Annotated in this window: 11 protein-coding genes and 1 pseudogene; 6 read left to right on the forward strand and 6 right to left on the reverse strand. The window is 68.3% G+C overall.

Translation table 11 applies throughout. From position 1 onward, the window contains the following. Positions 1–27: 27 nt before the first annotated feature. Positions 28–564, reverse strand: coding sequence for a hypothetical protein (locus tag CACI_RS18585; protein WP_041540322.1), 537 nt, complete (start codon positions 562–564; stop codon positions 28–30). After that, on the reverse strand, positions 468–2963 hold the full coding sequence (locus CACI_RS45745) for an alpha-L-rhamnosidase-related protein (RefSeq protein ID WP_015792371.1): 2496 nt from the start codon (positions 2961–2963) through the stop codon (positions 468–470). The genes CACI_RS18585 and CACI_RS45745 overlap by 97 nt, the downstream gene beginning before the upstream one ends. A gap of 190 nt (positions 2964–3153) precedes the next feature. On the opposite strand from CACI_RS45745, the pseudogene CACI_RS18595 reads away from it, so the two are divergent. Continuing rightward, positions 3154–5868 (forward strand): annotated as a pseudogene (locus CACI_RS18595) (family 78 glycoside hydrolase catalytic domain); the annotation flags it as partial. Between the two features lie 800 nt (positions 5869–6668). On the opposite strand, the gene CACI_RS18600 reads toward CACI_RS18595, so the two are convergent. Further along, positions 6669–7793, reverse strand: a complete 1125-nt coding sequence (locus CACI_RS18600) for a ricin-type beta-trefoil lectin domain protein (RefSeq protein WP_015792373.1) — start codon at positions 7791–7793, stop codon at positions 6669–6671. Between the two features lie 362 nt (positions 7794–8155). Here CACI_RS18600 and CACI_RS18605 point away from each other — a divergent pair, with 362 nt between their 5' ends. The 3 genes from CACI_RS18605 (at position 8156) to CACI_RS18615 (ending at position 12583) form a co-directional block, all read left to right on the forward strand. Continuing rightward, positions 8156–8614: a hypothetical protein gene (locus CACI_RS18605; RefSeq protein ID WP_015792374.1), complete on the forward strand. Its 459-nt coding sequence runs from the start codon at positions 8156–8158 to the stop codon at positions 8612–8614. A gap of 153 nt (positions 8615–8767) precedes the next feature. Continuing rightward, entirely contained in the window at positions 8768–11212 is a 2445-nt protein-coding gene (locus CACI_RS18610; RefSeq protein WP_015792375.1) for an ATP-binding protein, read from the forward strand. A 123-nt stretch (positions 11213–11335) separates the two neighbouring features. After that, positions 11336–12583 (forward strand): hypothetical protein, encoded by a 1248-nt coding sequence (locus CACI_RS18615; protein WP_015792376.1) that lies wholly within the window; start codon positions 11336–11338, stop codon positions 12581–12583. A 25-nt stretch (positions 12584–12608) separates the two neighbouring features. Here CACI_RS18615 and CACI_RS18620 read toward each other — a convergent pair whose 3' ends face one another. Continuing rightward, positions 12609–13016: a hypothetical protein gene (locus tag CACI_RS18620; protein ID WP_041540323.1), complete on the reverse strand. Its 408-nt coding sequence runs from the start codon at positions 13014–13016 to the stop codon at positions 12609–12611. Positions 13017–13406: 390 nt separating this feature from the next. Here CACI_RS18620 and CACI_RS18625 point away from each other — a divergent pair, with 390 nt between their 5' ends. Beyond that, positions 13407–14147: a G1 family glutamic endopeptidase gene (locus CACI_RS18625; protein WP_015792378.1), complete on the forward strand. Its 741-nt coding sequence runs from the start codon at positions 13407–13409 to the stop codon at positions 14145–14147. Between the two features lie 232 nt (positions 14148–14379). Here the strand turns inward: CACI_RS18625 and CACI_RS18630 are convergent, their stop codons facing one another. Together CACI_RS18630 and CACI_RS18635 are read right to left on the reverse strand one after the other, a co-directional pair. Continuing rightward, on the reverse strand, positions 14380–15090 hold the full coding sequence (locus CACI_RS18630) for a response regulator (protein WP_015792379.1): 711 nt from the start codon (positions 15088–15090) through the stop codon (positions 14380–14382). Continuing rightward, positions 15087–16295 carry a sensor histidine kinase gene (locus tag CACI_RS18635; RefSeq protein WP_063643538.1) on the reverse strand — a complete coding sequence of 403 codons (1209 nt, stop codon included), beginning with the start codon at positions 16293–16295 and terminating at the stop codon, positions 15087–15089. The genes CACI_RS18630 and CACI_RS18635 overlap by 4 nt, the downstream gene beginning before the upstream one ends. A gap of 180 nt (positions 16296–16475) precedes the next feature. Between CACI_RS18635 and CACI_RS18640 the strand changes: the two genes are divergently transcribed. Continuing rightward, positions 16476–18689, forward strand: a complete 2214-nt coding sequence (locus CACI_RS18640) for an MMPL family transporter (protein WP_015792381.1) — start codon at positions 16476–16478, stop codon at positions 18687–18689. The last annotated feature ends 9 nt before the right edge of the window (positions 18690–18698 follow it).

Below are 18698 nucleotides of genomic sequence, written 5' to 3' on the forward strand. Positions count from 1 at the left end.
CGAGCAGGCCAGGATCCGGTGTGCGAGTCAGGACGCTGGCAGGAAGCAGGACTTCACCACCCCATGGGCCGGATCGGGGAAAACCGTGTTGTCGCATGGCGTCCCGCCAGTGATGACCTTGCTCGTCCAGCTTGATCCGGCGCCGTACTCGACGGTCTTGGTCCCGCTGAACGCACACAGACCGTTCTCGGGCGCGCAGTAGCCGGTCCCAGTCGGCCCAGCCGTGACAGGGCCCGTATAACAGGACTTTGCCGCACCGTAGTCCGGGTCGCCGAGCGAGGTCACGGTGCACGGCGTGGAGGACGAGCTCGTGGTGTAGCCGTAGATTCCGTTGGCGCCGAACGCGACCGACTGGGTCCCGTTGACGGAGCACGTCCCACCCTCGTCGGCACACTTCGTATACCCGCTCGGCACGCCGTAGCCGCCGGGGTTGGCGGCGATCGCATAGCTCCCGGGCTGGACGCCGGTCAGGTAGACGTAGCTGGCGTCCGCCGAGGCGCCGGTGATCCCGGCGGCGCGGTCACCTCCATGCTGAACTGGCGAACCCCGTTCTCCCCAGCCCAATCGACGCCGATCGCACCGTGCGGCGTCGGAACGCTGCCCTGCGCGTAAGCGAGGTCCCCGGGATGCGGCTTCACGCTCCAGGTGGCGAAACCGGCGCTCGCGGGCTGCACACCCAGGACGTACCCGGACAGCGCGGAGACCGGAGCCGTCGACCAGCCGTGCGACAAGTTGGTGCGGCTGCCGAGCCCGGGCAGCCCGTCGTTGCCGGACACGTTCTCCCAGGTGGTCCCCGTCTGCTCCGGACCCGAGGCGGCCATGTGCCCCCACACCGTGGTGAGCAGCGCCTCGGCGTCAGCCGTGTCGTTGGCGGCGAAGCTGGCCTCGAGCTCGTAGCCGCTGATGAAAGGGCTGATGACGTCCGCGTACGTGCTGCCGGTGAACGGCTTGGGACCGTAGGGGGTGGTCCACAGATCGGTCTTCAGAGCGGACAGAACCGTCGAGACGTCCGAGGCGGGGGCGACGCCGTAGAGGACGGCGAGGACATTGGCGTCCTGCGCGACGGTGGTGGTGTCGTTGTTGCTGAGGTAATACAGGCCACTGCCGCTGTTGTAGAGGTGGGCGTTGATCGCCGTCTTCAGCGCGGCGGCGCGGTTGGTATAGGCGGCGGCGTCGGTGGTGTCCCTGGCTGCGCCGGCCAGCGTCGCGCCGTCCAGCAGCGACTTGTAGTAGAGCAGGTTGTAGGCGGTGACCTCGCCGTTCTTACCGGAGTCGTAGAAGTCCCAGTCGGCGTTGTTCCCGCTGCCGGTGGCGACCAGGCCGTTGCCGTCGAGCAGGCCGGCGTTCCAGGCGAGCTCGGCTTTGAGAGCCGGAAGTTCTTGCTGGACGAACGCGGTGTCGCCGGAATACAGGTAGTAGTCCGCGAGGCCCAGGACGAAGTAGGTCGAGTAGTCCGCCGAGTAGAACCAGCCGGAGCCGGTCTGCGGCGACGTGCCGAGCGGGTACTGCGGCGGGATGTCGCCTGCTGTCGCGCCGTCGGTGCGTGCGTAGCTGGCGAGCAATTGCAGCGAGCCCTTGAGGTAGGCCGCGTTGCCGGTGGAGTAGAAGACGCTCGGGATCTCCACGTTCATGTCCCCGGACCAGATCGCTCGGTCGCGCTTGGCGCCGTCGAGGATCGACGCGTACTGATTGGTCCCGGGGACGGCGAACTTCGCCAGCGCTGCGGAGGAGTTCAAAGGATCGCTGAAGAGTGTGGCGCCGGAGGAGCTGGTGACGGTGAGGTTTTTGAAGTCTGCCGCCTCGCCTGCGAATTCGCGGAAGCCGACCGAGCCGGTGGCGTGAGCTGTGTTCGTCAGGGTACTGAGGAGCTTTCCGTCGAGGGAGACGGTGAGCGTGGAGCCGGAGACCGTTGTGGCGACGGTGTGCCAGGTGCCGGCGGTCAGCGGGCTGGGCAGGGCGACGGTGCCCAGGGAGGTGTAGGTGCCGCCGTGCTCGTCGAACTCCTGAAGGGTGTTGGCGGCACCTGCGGTGTCGGTGCTGTCGTCGAGGATGAACAGGTAGCCGTCGCCGACGTCCTTGCCGCGCACGAACCATCCGGACTGGTTGGTCACGACGTCGGTCTGGAAGCCGACGGTGTAGTCGCCCCAGGACGAGCCCGCGGTCAGCAGGCCCGGTATCCCGCTGGGATCGCCCCCGGCTCGCAGGACGCCGCCGCTCACCGACCACGCGCCGGGCAGGGACTTGGCGGGGACCGAGTCGAGTTGGTCGGTGTATTCGGAGTCGTACCAGATCTGGTTCAGCGCGGCGTTGCTGGAGTTGAACCAGCCTGCGAGGTCGGCGGCCTGGGTGCGGTCGGCGATGTAGGTGATTCCGGCGCCGCTCAAGGTGATCGAGCCCGGTGTGGTGAGGGTGAGCTCCTCGTAGCGCTCGCCACCTTGGACGTACTGGTTGGTGATCGTCCCAGGGGCGGTGACGGGGTAGTCGTCGTAGCGGTTGCTGTCGCCCTCGGCCCAGGGGGAGGCGCCGTCGCCGGTCGAGCTGATGGAGTCACGCCCTTCGGAGTAGCCGGCGCGCAGCGTCGGCGAGCCGGTCTCGGAGGTGACGTGGAAGAAGGGGACGCCGCCGACGTCCTTGCCGTAGTCCAAGACGATCGTCGGTGCGGTTCCGCCGGAGGCCAGGGTGAGCTGCGCTGCTCCGGAGCCGCCGCACAGCAGCCCGGATGCGCCGGAGACGGTACCGGAGGTACTGGTGACGGCGGTGGGGCAGACGGTCGCGCTGGTCGGGGTCTCGTCGTAGGACTGCCAGGCGGGGGTGGACGGCCAGGGGGTGGGGGATGAGGCGGCGGACGCGGCCGGTGCCGCCGATGCTGCCGGTACCGCGCCGAGGGCGGCGAGCAGTCCCGCGCAGGCGAGGGCGGTGGCGCGGAGGCGGGGGTTACGCAGGACTCTGACGCGACGCAGCACGGCACTACTCCCTGTCGTACTGAATGGTTTCAGTCGGTGAACGTAGACATGCTTCAGGGTGCGGTCAAGGTTTTCTCCGTGATTTGAGACTTCTTGACGCGGTGTCAGGTGGTCTCTACTCTGTGGCCTGAGTTCACTGATTGAAACGATTCATTCATTCCATGCCTCGGCACTGAGGACGGTCATCCGTATGCTGATTCGGCGCCGCTTTGCCACCGCGCTCGCGCTGATCCTCGCCTTTGCCGCCGTGACGCCGGTCGCCTCCGCGGCGCCGTCGCCGTCGCTGTCGCTGTCGGCGTCCTCGGCCGGAACCGAAGTGTCGGTCAGTGCTCTGCAGACCGATGCCACGACGAACCCTCTTGGGATCGACGACCCGCACCCGAGTCTGAGCTGGAAGCTGGCGTCACAGATCAACGGCGAGTATCAGAGTGCTTATCGGATCGTGGTCGCCGGCAGCCAGAGCGATGCGAGCGCCGGGGTGGGGAGCGTATGGGACAGCGGTGAGGTGGCTTCGGGCAACTCAGTGGGCATCGCGTATGGCGGTCCGGCGCTGGCGAGTGAGAAGACCTACTACTGGGCTGTGCAGATCTGGGACGAGCACGGAACGGCTTCGGGCTGGAGCGCTCCGGCTCAGTGGGAGATGGGTCTGCTCAATCCCGGCGATTGGCAGGGCGCGCAGTGGATCAGCCCGACGTCCGCGAGCGCCGCGTCGCCGTTGCTGCGTAAGGACTTCACGCTGGCCAAGCCGGTGGCGAGGGCTCGGGCGTATGTCTTCGGGCTCGGCTTCTACGAGCTGCATCTCAACGGAGGCAAGGTCGGCGATCGGGTTCTGGAGCCGGCGAGTACCCCTTACGCGCAGCGTGATCTGTACGCCGCGTATGACGTCACCGGCACCGTCAAGCAGGGCGGCAATGCGGTCGGGCTGTGGCTCGGCAACGGTTACGACGCGAACTTCAGCCAGTACGGCTTCCGGTGGCTGGGACCGAAGCAGGCGATCGTGCTCATCGACGTCACCTTCAGCGATGGCACACATCAGGCCGTCACCAGTGACGGCAGTTGGACGTGGTCGCCGAGTCCGATCACCGCTGACGGCATCTACAACGGCGAGTCCTACGACGCCCGGATGGTGCAGCCTGGTTGGGACGCGGCCGGGTTCAGCGCGTCGTCGTTGCAGCCGGTGCGGACCGTCGCCGCGCCGGGCGGGTCGCTGGTGGCCGACGCGATGCCGCCGATCCGGGTGACGCAGACGCTGAACGCGGTGAAGCTGACGTCGCCGTCGCCGGGTGTGTACGTGTACGACTTCGGTCAGAACGTCTCGGGCTGGGAAGTGCTGCGTACGCAAGGCGCGGCGGGCTCGACGGTGAAGATGCAGACCGCTGAGGACCTGCTCGCGAACGGAACGATCGATACCACGACCAACCGAAACGCGCTGTCCACGGACTCTTATACGCTCGCGGGTACGGGATCAACGGAGACGTACGAACCGCGCTTTACGTATCACGGCTTCCGGTATGTGGAGGTCACCGGGGATCCGCAGACTCCGGTCGTGAGCAGCCTCCAGGCGCGTGTTGTTCATGCGGACCTGGCGTCGACCAGTACGTTCAGCTCATCTGACGCGACGCTGAATCAGATATGGCAGAACAACCAGCGGACCATGCTGAACAACCAGATGAGCACGCCTACGGACAATCCGGTGCGGGATGAACGTACGCCTCCGGGGATGGACGTGCAGGCGTACCACGATGCGTCGACTGCCGAGTTCGGGATGGACACCTACTACGCCAACTATCTGCGGGACATGCCGCCGGGGACCGCGCTGCCCAGCGACGGCGGGAACGCTCAGCAGCCTGATATGGGTGGCGACCAGGTGACGCTGGCCTGGACGCTGTATCAGCAGTACGGCGATATCGCCACGCTCGCTGCGATGTATCCGCTGATGAAGAAGTTCGTCGATACGAACGCCACCAATGTGCCTGGCCACATCTGGTCCACCGGCTTTGGTGACTGGTGTCCGCCGGACCACAGCTCGAATGCCAACGGCGGTATGGGGAATCCGAGCGCCGGGGCGTGCACCAGCGAGGTGCCGATCGTCAATACGGCGCTGTCGTATCTGCAGGCTTCGGACGTCGCCAAGGCTGCGACGGCGCTGGGGCAGGCTGGGGACGCGGCGCACTACACGCAGCTGGCCGGCGATATCGCGAACGCTTTCAACGCGGCGTTTCTGAACTCCGACCACGCGAGCTATGGGGATGGACGCGAAACGACGAGCATTTTGCCGCTCGCGTTCGGGATGGTGCCGGCCGCCGATGTGCCCGCGGTCGGGGCGCGGCTCGTGGACACGGTCGTGCGTGGCAACGGCGGACACCTCGATACCGGGATCTTCGGGACGCGGTATCTGATGGACGCGCTGGCGGGCATCGGGCGTACCGACCTTGCGATGACGGTGCTGGATCAGGGCACGTATCCGGGCTACGGCTTCGAGATCGGCAAGGGGGCGACGACGGACTGGGAGGAGTGGACGTATGCCTCCTCGATGGAGTCCCATGATCACGCGATGTTCGCCGGGATCAATGCCTCCTTCGCCAGCAGGCTTGCGGGTATCGAGCCGACGGGCCCGGGTTACAGCACGGTCAGCATCGCGCCGCAGATTCCCGCCGGTCTTCAGAGCGTCGCGGCTTCTGTCAGCACGGTTCGGGGGACGGTCGCCTCGTCGTGGTCGGTGAGCGGCGGCAAGGTCACGATGGACGTCACGGTTCCGGTCGGGGCGACGGCGAGCGTGCGGGTGCCGAGCTTCGGGCAGGGGAGCGTGACGACGGTCAGCCCGGCGGGCGCCGGTGCGGTGCAGGTGTCCGCGGGCGGGACTTCGAGCACGTATACGGTCGGCTCCGGCAGCTGGGAGTTCACCGGCTCGCTCGTTCCGGCGTCGAGCACCGTGCTGCCGGGGACGTGGACTCAGTGTGCGGTCGAGACCGGCAACTGCTCGGTCGCGGGCACCGAGACGGTGGCGTTCGGCGCGCAGGGTAAGTACGACTACGCGACCGTGAGTGGCACCGTTGCCTGCTCCAACACGGTATTCGGCGACCCGGACTCGGGCGTCTCCAAGGCCTGCTATGCCGAGCCGGCGCCCGCGACGACGCCCGGCGCGTGGCAACAATGCGCGGCGGAGACGGCGACGTGCTCCTTCGCGGGCACCGAGACCGTGGCATTCGGCGCCCAAGGCAAGTACACCTACGCGACCTTGACCGGCGGCACCCCTTGCACCACCACGATCTTCGGCGACCCGGCGTACGGCATCCCCAAGTCCTGCTTCATCGAAGCCCCACCCCCCGCCGCCACAACCTGGATCCCCTGCGCCGCCGAAACGGCCACCTGCACCCTCACCGCCAGCCGCGACGTGGCCTTCGGCGCCCACGGCGACTATGCCTACCGCACAGCGAACGCCCCGACAACCTGCACCAACGCAGTCTTCGGCGATCCGGCGCCGGGCGCGGTCAAGGCTTGCTACCTGCAGTGAGCTGAACGCCGAGCCGACCTCAAGCGCAGACAGGCGGCACCCTCGCCCGAGGCCGAGCCTCGCCCCGCTTCGCCTCGCTGCGTCACGACGTCACGGCCCTCATCGGCAGCCGACGCGCCAACGAGTACGGCCCCGGGGACAACGCCCCAGGGCCGTAAGCGGTCATCCCCGCCGTTCGATATCCCCGGCGGCTACCTCCGCGTCCATTGCTGGTTGCTCTGGCCGTTGCACGTCCACAGTTCCAGCAGGGTGCCGTTGGCGGTGGCGGCTCCCGTGGCGTCGAGACAGAGTCCTGATTGGACGCCGGTGATGGTTCCATCGGCGTTCAGACGCCATTGCTGGTTGGTCTGGCCGTTGCAGGACCAGATCGCGACCTTGGTGCCGGGAGTGGTGCCCTTGCCGTAGGCGTCGAGGCAGTCGCCGCTGTAGACGCGCAGCTCGCCGGCGGAGGTGGCGGTCCACTGCTGGTTCGTCGCGCCGCTGCAGTCCCACAGCTGGACCTGCGTGCCGAGGGTCTGGGTGGAGTTGGGGACGTCCGCGCAGCGGCCGGAGGCGGTTCCGACGATGGCGCCGCCACCGCCGGTGCTGCCGGGCTGGCCGATGCTGCCGGACACCGACAGGAGCGCCGAGTACCAGACCGCGGCCATCTTGTCGTAGCCGGCGGCGGTGGGGTGGACGCCGTCGGCCAGGTCGGACGTGGTCAACGCGTCGTACATGTCGACCAGGTGCACGTGCTTGCCGGCGGAGACCTTGCTCGACACGATGCCGGGGATCGCCGCGTTGTAGGTGCGCACCTGGGCGTTCTGCCCGGAGTTGGCCAGCGGGATGATCTGGGCGACGAACACCTCGGCGCCCGGGTCGGCGGCGGTGATGTGGTCGATGAGGCCGGAGAGCCGGTTGGGGGTGTTGGAGACATCGTCGTTCTGCAGGATGTCGTTGGTGCCGATGTGCAGCAGGACGGTGTGCGGCTGGTAGGTCTGGAGCCAGCCGGTGATGTTCGCGTCGATCTGGTCGATGCGCCAGCCGGAGTGGCCTTCGTGGTCGTGGTCTCCCAGGGCCGCCGGGCCGCCGGACAGCGAGCCCACGAAGTCGACCTTGTAGCCGCCGGCGACGAAGCGCTGCCACAGGCCCGTGCGATAGGCGCCCGACACCGTGATCCCGTCGGTGATCGAGTCGCCCAGCGGCATCACTTTGACGCCGCCGTTGGATTCCGCGGCCGCGCTCTGGGTTCCGGCGATCCCCACCAGCCCGATGGTCATGGCCAGCGCGGCGCCGGCCGACACCATCGCGTTGAACCACCGCTTTTGTCTACGCACGCTTATTCCTCCCGGCACTGCTCAGGGACACACGCCAGGCACACGGAACCCGCCCCGGACAACACCGTCAAGAGCTGTCCTTCGCTCGTCAGAGCCCTTACTCGGCGGATGCCGTGCGACCTGCGTCGGAGACCGACCGACCGCGACCGTGATCGCCGGCGGGCGCGAAAGCTTCATGCCGCCCGGCACCGAGAGGCGGACAGCCGCACTCTCGGCGACGCACGCCGTTTTTCGGAGTTGTCCGGCGGTGTACGGGAACCGCGCCGACCGTCACGGGGGTCGGTCACCATACGGCGTGGGTCCCGCCGGGACCGCCAGGCAATCGGGACAGCTCCGAACCTAGGGAAGAACAGGTGTCGTCAATGATCAAGAGGAATCTCCGCAGACGGATCATCGCACTGTGCTCGGCGAGCGCCGCCATCCTGGCGACGACCGTCGCCGCCTCGCCGCCCGCCTCGGCCGACTCACGCACGATGGTCCTGTCCTTCAGCTGCGCTACCGGCCTGCCCTACGGGCTGTACATCAACACCGGCTCCGGCTGGTACTCCCCGCCCGGCAGCAGCTACGCCGACGGCACCACCAAGGTCTTCACCATCTCGATCCCCACCAACAGCATGAACTTCCAGTACCAGCCCTCCTACTGCGACAACCAGCCGACGGACGGCGGCTATCCCATGTGGGAGGGCTACACCTACGGCATCGGCGCCGGCACCTCGACCGTCAACGCCGTCGGTGGCTGCGCCGACTACACCTACAGCGTAGGATACGGGCTGAACTACCTGCTCTACTACTGCTCCATCAGCTCTCTGACTTACAGCTGACCGCAGCCGCTGCGGCTGACTAACAGCTGACCTGGTGAAACTTTCGGGAACCGGGATCGCACGCGAAGAGGGCGGATCCCGGTCCCCGCCTCGCGCACTGCGCACCCGCGCGAGGTATGTATGGGTTCTTAGGTTCGCGGGAACGATCGCGCCGTGGAACCCAGCCCGCGCGAGCAGCCAGGCACAGGGCATCGCGACTCGCTCGTCTCCGCCGCGTCATCGGTCACGACATCGGAGGAGCTCGCTGAGCTGTTGCGGGATCTTCGGCGTCGGCACGCGCGGAGACGGCGTGACAGGAAACTGACATACCGGGAGCTGGCTGCGGAGACCGGATGGTCGCAGACGGCGATCGCCGAATACTTCACCGCCCGCACGCTGCCACCGACGGACCGTTTCGACGCCTTGCTCGAAGTACTGGGCGTCTCGCCGGCTGAACAGCGCGCGCTGGCCACCGCGCGTGACCGGGTGGAGGAGGTGAACCGGCGGACCGGGAATCGCCGCGGCGCCCGCCGCCCCGAGCCCGGACCGGAGCGCGTGTCACCGCCCGGCACCGTGGCACATCGACTGCCCGCCGCACCGCCCCTGTTCACCGGCCGTGCTCGGGAACTGGCGTGGCTGGACGCGGCGCTAGGGGCGGCGCTGGACGAGCGGACGCGGGCCGACGACCGACCCCGGGTCTGCGCCATCGGCGGGATGGGCGGCATCGGCAAGACCTGGCTCGCCCTGCACTGGGCGAATCAGCATCTTGATCGGTTTCCCGACGGCCAGCTGTATGTGGACCTGCGGGGATTCGACCCCGCTGGTCAGCCCATGGCTCCGACTGCCGCCGTCCGCGGTTTCCTGGAGGCGTTGGGCGTGGCGCCCTCCGCGATCCCGGCCGCCCGCGACGCTCGCTTCGGCTTGTACCGCAGCCTGACAGCCGGTCGCAGAATGCTGATCCTCTTGGATAACGCCCGTGACACCGCGCAGGTGACGCCGCTGCTGCCGGGCAGCGACGCGTGCACCGTGCTGATCACCAGCCGCCCGCAGCTGGCAGGACTGATAGCCACGCACGGCGTGTCCTCGGTCGCCTTGGACGTCTTGCCGCGGGACGAGGCTCGGCGGCTGCTCTCCCGCTATCTGGGGCGTGCGCGCCTCGACGCCGAACCCCAGGCGGCGGACGCCTTGCTGGCTTGCTGCGCCGGGCTGCCCCTCGCGGTGGGCATCGTGGCCGCGCGTGCGACGATCCACTCCGATCTGTCGCTTGGCGCGCTGGCCGCCGAACTCGGCGAGGACGCCTATCGGCTCGACGGCCTCGACGCCGGAGAGCCCCAGGCTGATCTGCGGGGCGTGCTGTCCTGGTCCAGCCGTGCTCTGTCGCCGGATGCCGCGCGGGCCTTCGGGCTTCTCGGGATCGCTCCCGGGCCCGACCTCGGGCAGACCGCCGCGGCGAGCCTGCTCGCCCTGACGGTGGCGAAGACCCGCACCGTGCTTCGCATGCTTGAGCACTCCTCGCTGATCGAAAGGCATGCGCCCGAGCGGTACCGCATGCACGATCTGGTGCGGCTGTACGCTGCCGAACAAGCTGCCGCTCAGCACGCTCCCGCCGAGGTGCAGGCGGCACAACGGCGCTTGGCCGACAGCTACGTGCGTACGGCCTACGAGGCTGTACGACTGTTCGCAGACCGCCCCGTCCCGCTGGCCGCCGAACCGGTCGAGGGCTCCATGGCCCACTCGCTCGCTGATCCCGCCTCGGCGATGGCCTGGTTCGATACCGAGCACACCAATCTGTTGGCCGCTCAACGGACGGCTCAGAGCCTCGGCTGGGACGAAGCGGTCTACCTCCTGGCCTGGACGCTCGATCCCTACCATCGGCGCCGTGGACACCTCGAGTCTCAGGCCACTGCCTGGGAGCTCGCCGTGACCAGCGCCCGATCTCTGCCCGACCAGGCGCTGCGGATCCTGGCGCACCATATGCTCGGCGACGCCTACGCCCAACTCGGGAGGACCGCCGACGCTCTGCGTGCGCTGCACGAAGCCCTGACCATGGCCGAGCAGGCCGATGACGTCAGCAGCCAGGGCGAGATCCACCACAGTCTGGGCGGCGCCTGGGAGCGGCACGGCGACGACCGGCACGCGCTGGAGCACGCACGCCGCGCCGTGCTGATCTTCCAGTCGCTGGACGACCTTTACCGGCAAGCCCGAGGACTCAACGGCGTGGGCTGGTTGCAGGCTCGGATAGGCGAGCACATGGAGGCCCGCACCAACTGCCAGGCCGCACTGGCTCTGCTGCGCCGGCTGCCCTCCGACGATCAGCGGGTCGGTGAATCCGACATCCTCGACAGCCTCGGATTCATCGCCCACCGCCTGCACGAATACGACCGAGCGCTCGAACACTTCCGCCAGGCGCTGGCGATCTGCCGCGCCCAGGGCCACAGCTATCTCGAGCCGGACATCCTCCACCACATCGCCGAGACCCATTGCGCGCAATGCAATATCGAGCAGGCCCGTGACACATGGCAGCGTGCGCACACGCTCTACGCCGAGCAGCATCGACTCACGGACGCGTCACGCGTCCAGCAGCGGTTGGACGCGCTTCCGGCACCGGCTGCGTCGTAGTGAGGTTCCACCATTGGTCCGCGTCCGGGCAGAAGAGCGGCGAACTGGTCTCCCATCCGCGTACGCTCCAGGTTGGAATGGTTTGCCGTCGCAACGGCCTGAGTTCTGGGCAAGGGGAACGCTTTGACGGGTGTCGACACCTACCATGTGGTCGCTCTTGGTTCGCCCGGGTCCGGGAAGACCGTCTATCTGTCCGCTCTCCACCATGTGCTCGGCAACGATCCCGATGCGGTCGGACGGGGGATCACCGCGACGGTGGAGGAGCCGGACAAGCGGGCGCTGCTGGCCAAGACGTACGACCTCGCGGTCGAGCCTGAGGACCCGAGCTGGCCGGCTGGCACCCATTCCGGTGAGCAGATGCGTGAGTTCGTGTTCGCCATGAAGGTGTCGTGGACTCAGAAGTCGATGCGCGGCACGTTGAAGCGGCGTACGTTCCACCCGCTGAATGTCTCTTACGTGGACTATGCCGGGGAATGGATTCCGGAAGCGTATGAGCAGTCGGCCGAGGTCCTCGAACCGTTCAAGAAGCGGGTGCGGGAAGCGCACGCGCTCCTGGGCATCATCGACGGTCTGAGACTTCTCCAATTCATGCAAGGTCATCGCAGCACCTCCTTCATGAACGATCAGGTCAGGCCGATCGTGGCGTTCATGGAGGGGACGGACGTGCCCCTGCACTTCATCATCACGAAGTGGGACCTGCTCGACAGTCGCGGCATCACCCTGGACGCGGTCCGGACCAAGATGCTCGAGTCCGGTGGCGCCGGCTTCGGGAAGCTTGTCGAGTCCCGGACGGCCCAAGCTGTCTTCACGCGTCGACCGCAGGGCTCGATCCGGTTCATCCCTGTCACCTCGCTCGGCGGGTTGGCTGTCCTGCAAGATGACTGGACGATCACTAAGAACGCGGCCGCTCGAGCGAGTCAGCAGTACGTCGAAGTGCCGTTGCTCGCGACCGTCTACGACATCTGCGATCTCGCGGCCAGGCGGCTTCGAGCCGGCCAGGCGGGCGATGCCGCCGGCAGCGAGGCGGCGGACGCGGCCGGCGTGGACGTGCAGCGAGTGGGGCAGTTCGCCCAGAGACAGCTCGACGGGCAGCACGGTCTCAACGCCAAGATCGGCCTGACCGGCATCAGTATCAGCCTCAGCCAGATCGTCGCGTTCATGGCCGACAACGGGCAGGGCGCGGTGCGGCTCCTGGGCAAACCGGCGATGAAGACGGGGCGGACCATGCGGCGGGGCGTGCGCAGGGTCAAGGCCCGGGATCTCAAGGGCGTCCGAAGCCCGGAGGCTGCGCTGTACTACGTCATGCGCACGCTCCGGCACAAGCTGCAAGCCTTCGAGGCAGAGCAGCCTAGTTCCATGCTGGACGCGTGACCCGGTGGGCAGCGAATCCTCCTCCTCACCGCCGCCGGCCGACGCCTGGCCGTTCCTGATCAGTCGGGGACGGACCGTCGGCCAGCGGGTGGTCCTCGCTCCGAATCCCCTGATCTCGGCTGGACGGCACGCGGATCTGTTGCCCAGCGTCGCGCAAGCCACCCTCGCGGCCGATGACATCGAGAGGTCGCAGTTCCACGACCCCGCGTCCAGAACCGACTACACCCTCTTCTTCAGGAGGCCTGTCGCCCACGCCGGCATGATCGGTCAGGAGGGTGGAGACCTGCTGGACGAGCATTCGCGCAAGGTCGTGCTCACCGAGGGTGTGGTCATCGCGGGAAGCCCAGAGGATTTCGACCCACGGCTGCTCGACGAAGCGCTGCGAATCACCAAAGAGACGTTCCGCGCGTTCTGGCTCGCCGACGATCCCCATATCGCGCCGGTGCCAGCCCCAAGGCTCGTCCCCGGGGCGACGACGACACTCGATCTCTCAGCGTTCCAGCGACGAAGCCCTCGCGGAGGTGAGTCAGCGCCGCCGCCTCAGCCCACTTCGCAGCCGAGTGGTGAAGGTAAGTCCAAGGGCGAGAAAGACGACTCACACCCGCGTTCTCTATGGCAGAGTGCCGCACGCCTTGCGGCCGTTGTCGGGCGGCGCCTCCGCGGTAGACGCCCGGGTCGGTGATGCCGAAGGTCGCCAATTACCGGGCCCACTGGTAACCGGGTGAACACGGGCTGTCCGGGATTTTACTCTCCCATGGGGAGACGGCTGCCTATAACGGTGCTTAGTTTCCTTCTCAACCACCCCACGTGAGAAGGAGTACTGATGGCTCACAAGGCTGCCATACGACGCTCAGTCCTGGCCCTCACCGGCGCGCTGCCGATGATGCTCCCGGTGACCGCGGCGGCTGCCGGTACGACGTTCAACGCGCCGATGAGCGGCGCGATCTCGCACGTCTTCCACAGCTCGAGCAACAACTGGTCCGGCTACGCCGTGACCGGCAAGAAGTTCACCTCGGTCTCGGCCAGCTGGACCCAGCCGGCCGCCACCTGCTCGTCCAAGACCACCTACTCCAGCTTCTGGGTCGGCCTCGACGGCGACGGCAGCAACTCGGTGGAACAGACCGGCTCCGAGGTCGACTGCTCCAGCGGCCGCGCCCAGTACTACAGCTGGTACGAGATGTACCCGGCCTACCCAGTGAACTTCAGCAACACCGTCCGAGCCGGCGACCACTTCACCGCCTCCGTCACCAACACCGGCGGCGCCAACTTCACCCTGGTCCTGACCGACTCCACCCAGGGCTGGACCCACACCATCAACAAGACACTGAACAACCCGGCCCTAGCCTCCGCCGAAGTCATAGCCGAGGCACCATCCAGCAGCTCCGGCGTCCTACCCCTAACGAACTACGGCACCATCAACTTCACCGCAGCCAAAGCCAACGGCGCATCCATGGCAGGCCAGAACCCCGACCCGATCACCATGGCCAGCGGCAGCACCACGAAGGCGACAGTCTCCTCGATCTCCAGCTCCGGCGCCTTCTCCGACACCTGGCACCACAACTGACTGGGCGGCCGGCGCACGTCCGAAGACCCCCCACAGACGGACACCGCCGACAGGACGTCCATGACCGAGCACCGATGACCCGGTACTGACTGGCCAGTCGGAGCTTCACAACGCGACGCTGGTAACCCTGCCCTTCGCGGGGGTACCAGCGCTCACGTTCCAGCCGTGACACTGCTCAGCAGGATCATTCATTGCAGTCTCCGCGGCCGATCCTCCCAGCGAAGCGGTTGACTCAGCGCCGGGGACGCGGCGGGTGTGCCAAGCCGGTCTGGTAAGCGAGTACCACCAGTTGTGCGCGGTCGCGTGCGCCGAGCTTGGTCATGGCGTGGTTGACGTGGGTTTTGACGGTGAGGGGGCTGAGGGTGAGTTGGCGGGCTATGTCAGTGTTCGACATTCCGTCGGCTACTAGGGCGGTGAGTTCGCGTTCGCGGTCGGTGAGGGTGGTGAGGAGGGGTGATGGATGGACCGGTTCGGTGTCCTGCAGGCTGAGGAATCTGGCGATCAGGCCGCGGGTGGCGGATGGGGAGAGTAGTGCGTCGCCTCGGGCGACTGTGCGGATTGCGTCGATGAGGGCGTCTGGGCGGGCTCCCTTGCCGAGGAAGCCGCTGGCTCCTGATCGGAGGGCCTCGAAGACGTAGTCGTCGACCTCGAATGTGGTCAGGATCAGGACCCTTACTCCTGCCAGGCTGTCGTCGGCGGCTATTCGCCGAGTCGCGGCGAGTCCGTCCAGGCCTGGCATGCGGATGTCCATCAGGACGACGTCGGCGCGGGCTTCGCGGGCGATGCGGACGGCGTCGTGGCCGGTGGCTGCCTCGCCCACCACGGCCAGGCCCGGTGCGCGGTCGATCATCAGGCGCAGGCCCGCGCGGACGAGGTCCTGGTCGTCGGCGAGGACGACGCGGGTCGGCTCGGTCGCGGCGGATCTCGGCACGGTGCCGGTCACGAAGCCTCGATCCGGGCTGCTCGCAGCGGGAGCTCGGCGAAGACGCGGTAGCCGCCCTCGGGCCGCGGTCCTGCCGACAGCCTGCCGCCCAGGGCGGCCACCCGCTCCCGCATGCCCACGACGCCGTGTCCGCCCAGCGTGTCCCTCGAGTTTCTCGTAGCCCGCGCGGTCGGCGTGTCCAGCGCAGCCGGCCGTCCCTCGTCCTCGACCGCCAGGCTGAGCGCTCCGAGCGTGTAGTCGAGCCGCACCACGGCGGTGTCGCAGCCGGCGTGCTTGCGCGTGTTGGTCAGCGACTCCTGGATGACCCGGTAGGCGGTCAGTTCCACCGCCTCGGGCAGGGGTCTGGCGTGCCCGGTCACCTCCCGGGTGACGCGCAGGCCCGTGTCGGCGAACGAGCAGATCAGCTCCTCGAGCTGGTCCAGTCCCGGCACCGGCTCCGCCGGCTCGGCGGGCTCGGCCGCGCCTGGCGCGCGCAGGAGCCCGACGGTCAGCCGCAGTTCCTCGAGAGCTTCCTCGCCGGCGCGCTGGATGTGCGCGAGGGACTCCCTGGCACGGCCGAGGTCCTCGTCGTCGAGCAGGCAGGCCAGTGCGCCGGCCTGCACATTGATCAGAGCGACGTGATGCCCGACCGCGTCGTGCAGGTCCCGCGCGATCCGCAGCCGTTCCGCGGCGACCCGGCGATTCGCCTCGTCCTCCCGGTCCAGCTCGGCCCGTCTGACCCGCTTCTCGACCTCGACGACGTAGCCGCGGTGACTGCGGGACGCGCCGCCGCTGGTCACGGCCAGCGCCGCCCACAGCAGGATGACGAAGCCCGCGAGGCCCGGATGGGTGATGAGCGAGGCGCTGAGCAGCGTCGCCTTGACGGTGACGCCGACCGCGAGCGTGCGCCCCGGACCCGTTTCCAGCGCGACCGAGTACAGCACATAGAAAACCGCCGGCAAGGTCAGCGGGTAGGCCATCCCGTCGGCCATCAGCACCACCGAGCCGGCGACGGTGACCGCGACGGTGCCGAGCGGGAGCCGCCGATGCGCCACCAGGGCCGCGTAGACCGCCGCGGACACCAGCCAGTCTTGCGGCGAGTGGGATCTCAGAACCCTGATGTCGGCGGGGAGCGTCACCACCACGAACAGCGCCACCGCTGCGACCGCCGACAAAAGCAGCAGCTCCTGCCGGGCCATCAGCCTGTTCCAGGCGCTCGCCCCCATGGCTGGACTGTAGGCAGCAGCCGTCGCCGTGCGCAACCAAACTACTGCCGGCGCAGTAGGCGGAGCCGAAGACCGCTCCGGATGGCGCGGTCACGATCCCGGCGATCGCTGCGGTGGGCCGACGACCCGGGGCGTCGAAGCCCGGACGATGAGGAGCCGGACTGAAAGGAACGGAGAATCATGTCGGCTCTTGCCCGCTGGTGTTATCAGCACCGTTTCATCGTGATCACCGCCTGGGTAGCTCTTCTGATCGGCCTGGCGTTGGTGTCGCAGGCGATGCGGACGACCTACGACAACTCGCTCACCCTGCCGGGGACGGATTCCGGGAGCGCCCAGCAACTCCTGGTGCGGTCGGCGCCGGCCCAGGCCGGTGACGCCGACCAGATCGTCTGGCGGGTCGGCGCCGGCCGCGTCACCGATCCGGCCGTCGAGCAGCGGATATCGGGCATGCTCTCGCAGGTTTCACACCTGCCGGCAGTGGCGTCGGTCGCCAGTCCCTACCTGCCGGGCGGCGAGGTCCAGGTCAGCCCGGACGGGCGCGCCGCGTATGCCACGGTGACCTTCACCGAGCAGGCGGACGACCTGGACCATGCCGACGTCGACCGGGTGATAGCGACGGTGACTGCCGCCCGCGGGCCGGGTCTCGCGGTCGAACTCGGCGGCAAGGCGATCGCCGGCGCCGAGGAGACGACGGCGTCGAACGCGTCGCTGATCGGCATCGGCGCGGCCGCCGTCATCCTGCTCGTCGTGTTCGGATCGCTGCTCGCGATGGCGCTGCCGATCGTGACCGCGGCGGCCGGGGTCGGCAGCGGCCTGATGCTCATGGCCCCGCTCAGCCACCTGATGTCCGTGAACGGTATCGCGCCGATCCTCGGCGCCTTGATCGGCCTCGGCGTCGGGGTCGACTATGCCCTCTTCATCGTGACCAGGCATCGCCGCGGCCTGCGGTCCGGGATGGACCCGGAGCAGTCGGCCGTGCAAGCGCTCAACACCTCCGGCCGCGCGGTCCTGTTCGCCGGCGGCACAGTGTGCATCGCCCTGCTCGGCCTGCTCACCGTCGGGCAGCAGTTCATCGACGGGCTGGCCGTTCCGGCGGCGATCACCGTCGTGTGCACGGTGGTCGCTGCCGTCACGTTGCTGCCCGCGCTGTTCGGGGTGCTCCGTCTGCGCGTACTGAGCCGCGGACAACGCCGCAGGCTGCGGGCCGACGAGCTGGGTCACGAGGCCGACGGCGGCGGCATGTGGGCGCGCTGGTCGCGTGTCGTGCCGCGATTCCCCGCGGTGCTCGCCTCCCTGGGGGTCGCGGTCATGCTCGCGGTGTCCGCTCCCGTGCTGCACCTGAGGCTGGGCTTCTCCGACGCCTCCAACGACCCCACGTCGACCCACACGCACAAGGCGTACGAAATGCTCGCCGAGGGGTTCGGGCCGGGTTTCAACGGCCCGCTGCTCCTGGTCGCTCAGACTCAGTCCGCGGCCGACCGCGCCGCGCTCGACCGGCTCGACCACGCGCTCGCCGCCGTGCCCGGGGTGGCCGCGGTGCAGACCTCACCCGCGCAGACCTCACCGGCGCAGACCGCATCGGGTGCCGGGCCCACGATCGAGGTGACCCAGGTCCTGCCCACCACAGCGCCCGAAGACAAGGCCACTTCCAAGCTGATCGACCATCTGCGCGACACGGTCATACCGCGCTACACACAGGGCACCACGCTACGGGTCCACGTAGGCGGCCTGACTGCGACCTTCATCGACTTCGCGGCGGTGACAAGCGCCAAGCTGCCCTGGCTCCTCGCCACGATCATGGGTTTCAGCTTCCTGCTACTCGTGCTCGCCTTTCGCAGCCTGCTCATCCCCGCGATCACAGCGGTGCTCAACCTGCTGGCGGCGGCGGCCGCGTTCGGCGTACTCACCGCGTTCTTCCAGTGGGGCTGGGGGACCGGCGCGTTCGGCCTCGGCGCGCGGAGCCCGATCGAGGGCTACCTGCCCGAGCTGGTGCTGGCGGTCCTGTTCGGCCTGTCCATGGACTACCAGGTGTTCCTGGTCAGCAGGATGGCCGAGGAATGGTCGCGGACCGCAGACAACGCCCGGTCGGTGCTCGCCGGCGTGACCGACACCGCGCGGGTGATCACCGCCGCGGCGATGATCATGATCGCGGTGTTCACGGCGTTCGTGTTCATGGGGCAGCGCGGCGTCGCCGAGTTCGGCGTCGGGCTGGCCGCCGCCGTGGCCCTGGACGCCTTCGTCCTGCGCACGGTGCTCGTGCCGGCCGTGATGTACCTGTGCGGCCGGGCCAACTGGTGGCTGCCCCGCTGGCTGGACCGCCGTCTGCCGCACCTGGCCATCGAACCGCTCGCGGCGGAGCAGCCTGCCGACGTGCCGACCTCTGCCCTCGTCTAGCTCGGTCTA

It is taken from the genome of Catenulispora acidiphila DSM 44928 (genome assembly GCF_000024025.1).
In the GTDB taxonomy this organism is placed as follows: domain Bacteria; phylum Actinomycetota; class Actinomycetes; order Streptomycetales; family Catenulisporaceae; genus Catenulispora; species Catenulispora acidiphila.

Bases quoted from the DNA above. Each gene is read 5' to 3' on its own strand.
- CACI_RS18605 (WP_015792374.1), top strand. From the start codon at position 8,156: ATGATCAAGAGGAATCTCCGCAGACGGATCATCGCACTGTGCTCGGCG.
- CACI_RS18625 (WP_015792378.1), top strand. From the start codon at position 13,407: ATGGCTCACAAGGCTGCCATACGACGCTCAGTCCTGGCCCTCACCGGC.
- CACI_RS18635 (WP_063643538.1), bottom strand. From the start codon at position 16,295: ATGGGGGCGAGCGCCTGGAACAGGCTGATGGCCCGGCAGGAGCTGCTG.
- CACI_RS18640 (WP_015792381.1), top strand. From the start codon at position 16,476: ATGTCGGCTCTTGCCCGCTGGTGTTATCAGCACCGTTTCATCGTGATC.
- CACI_RS18620 (WP_041540323.1), bottom strand. From the start codon at position 13,016: ATGGGGATCGTCGGCGAGCCAGAACGCGCGGAACGTCTCTTTGGTGAT.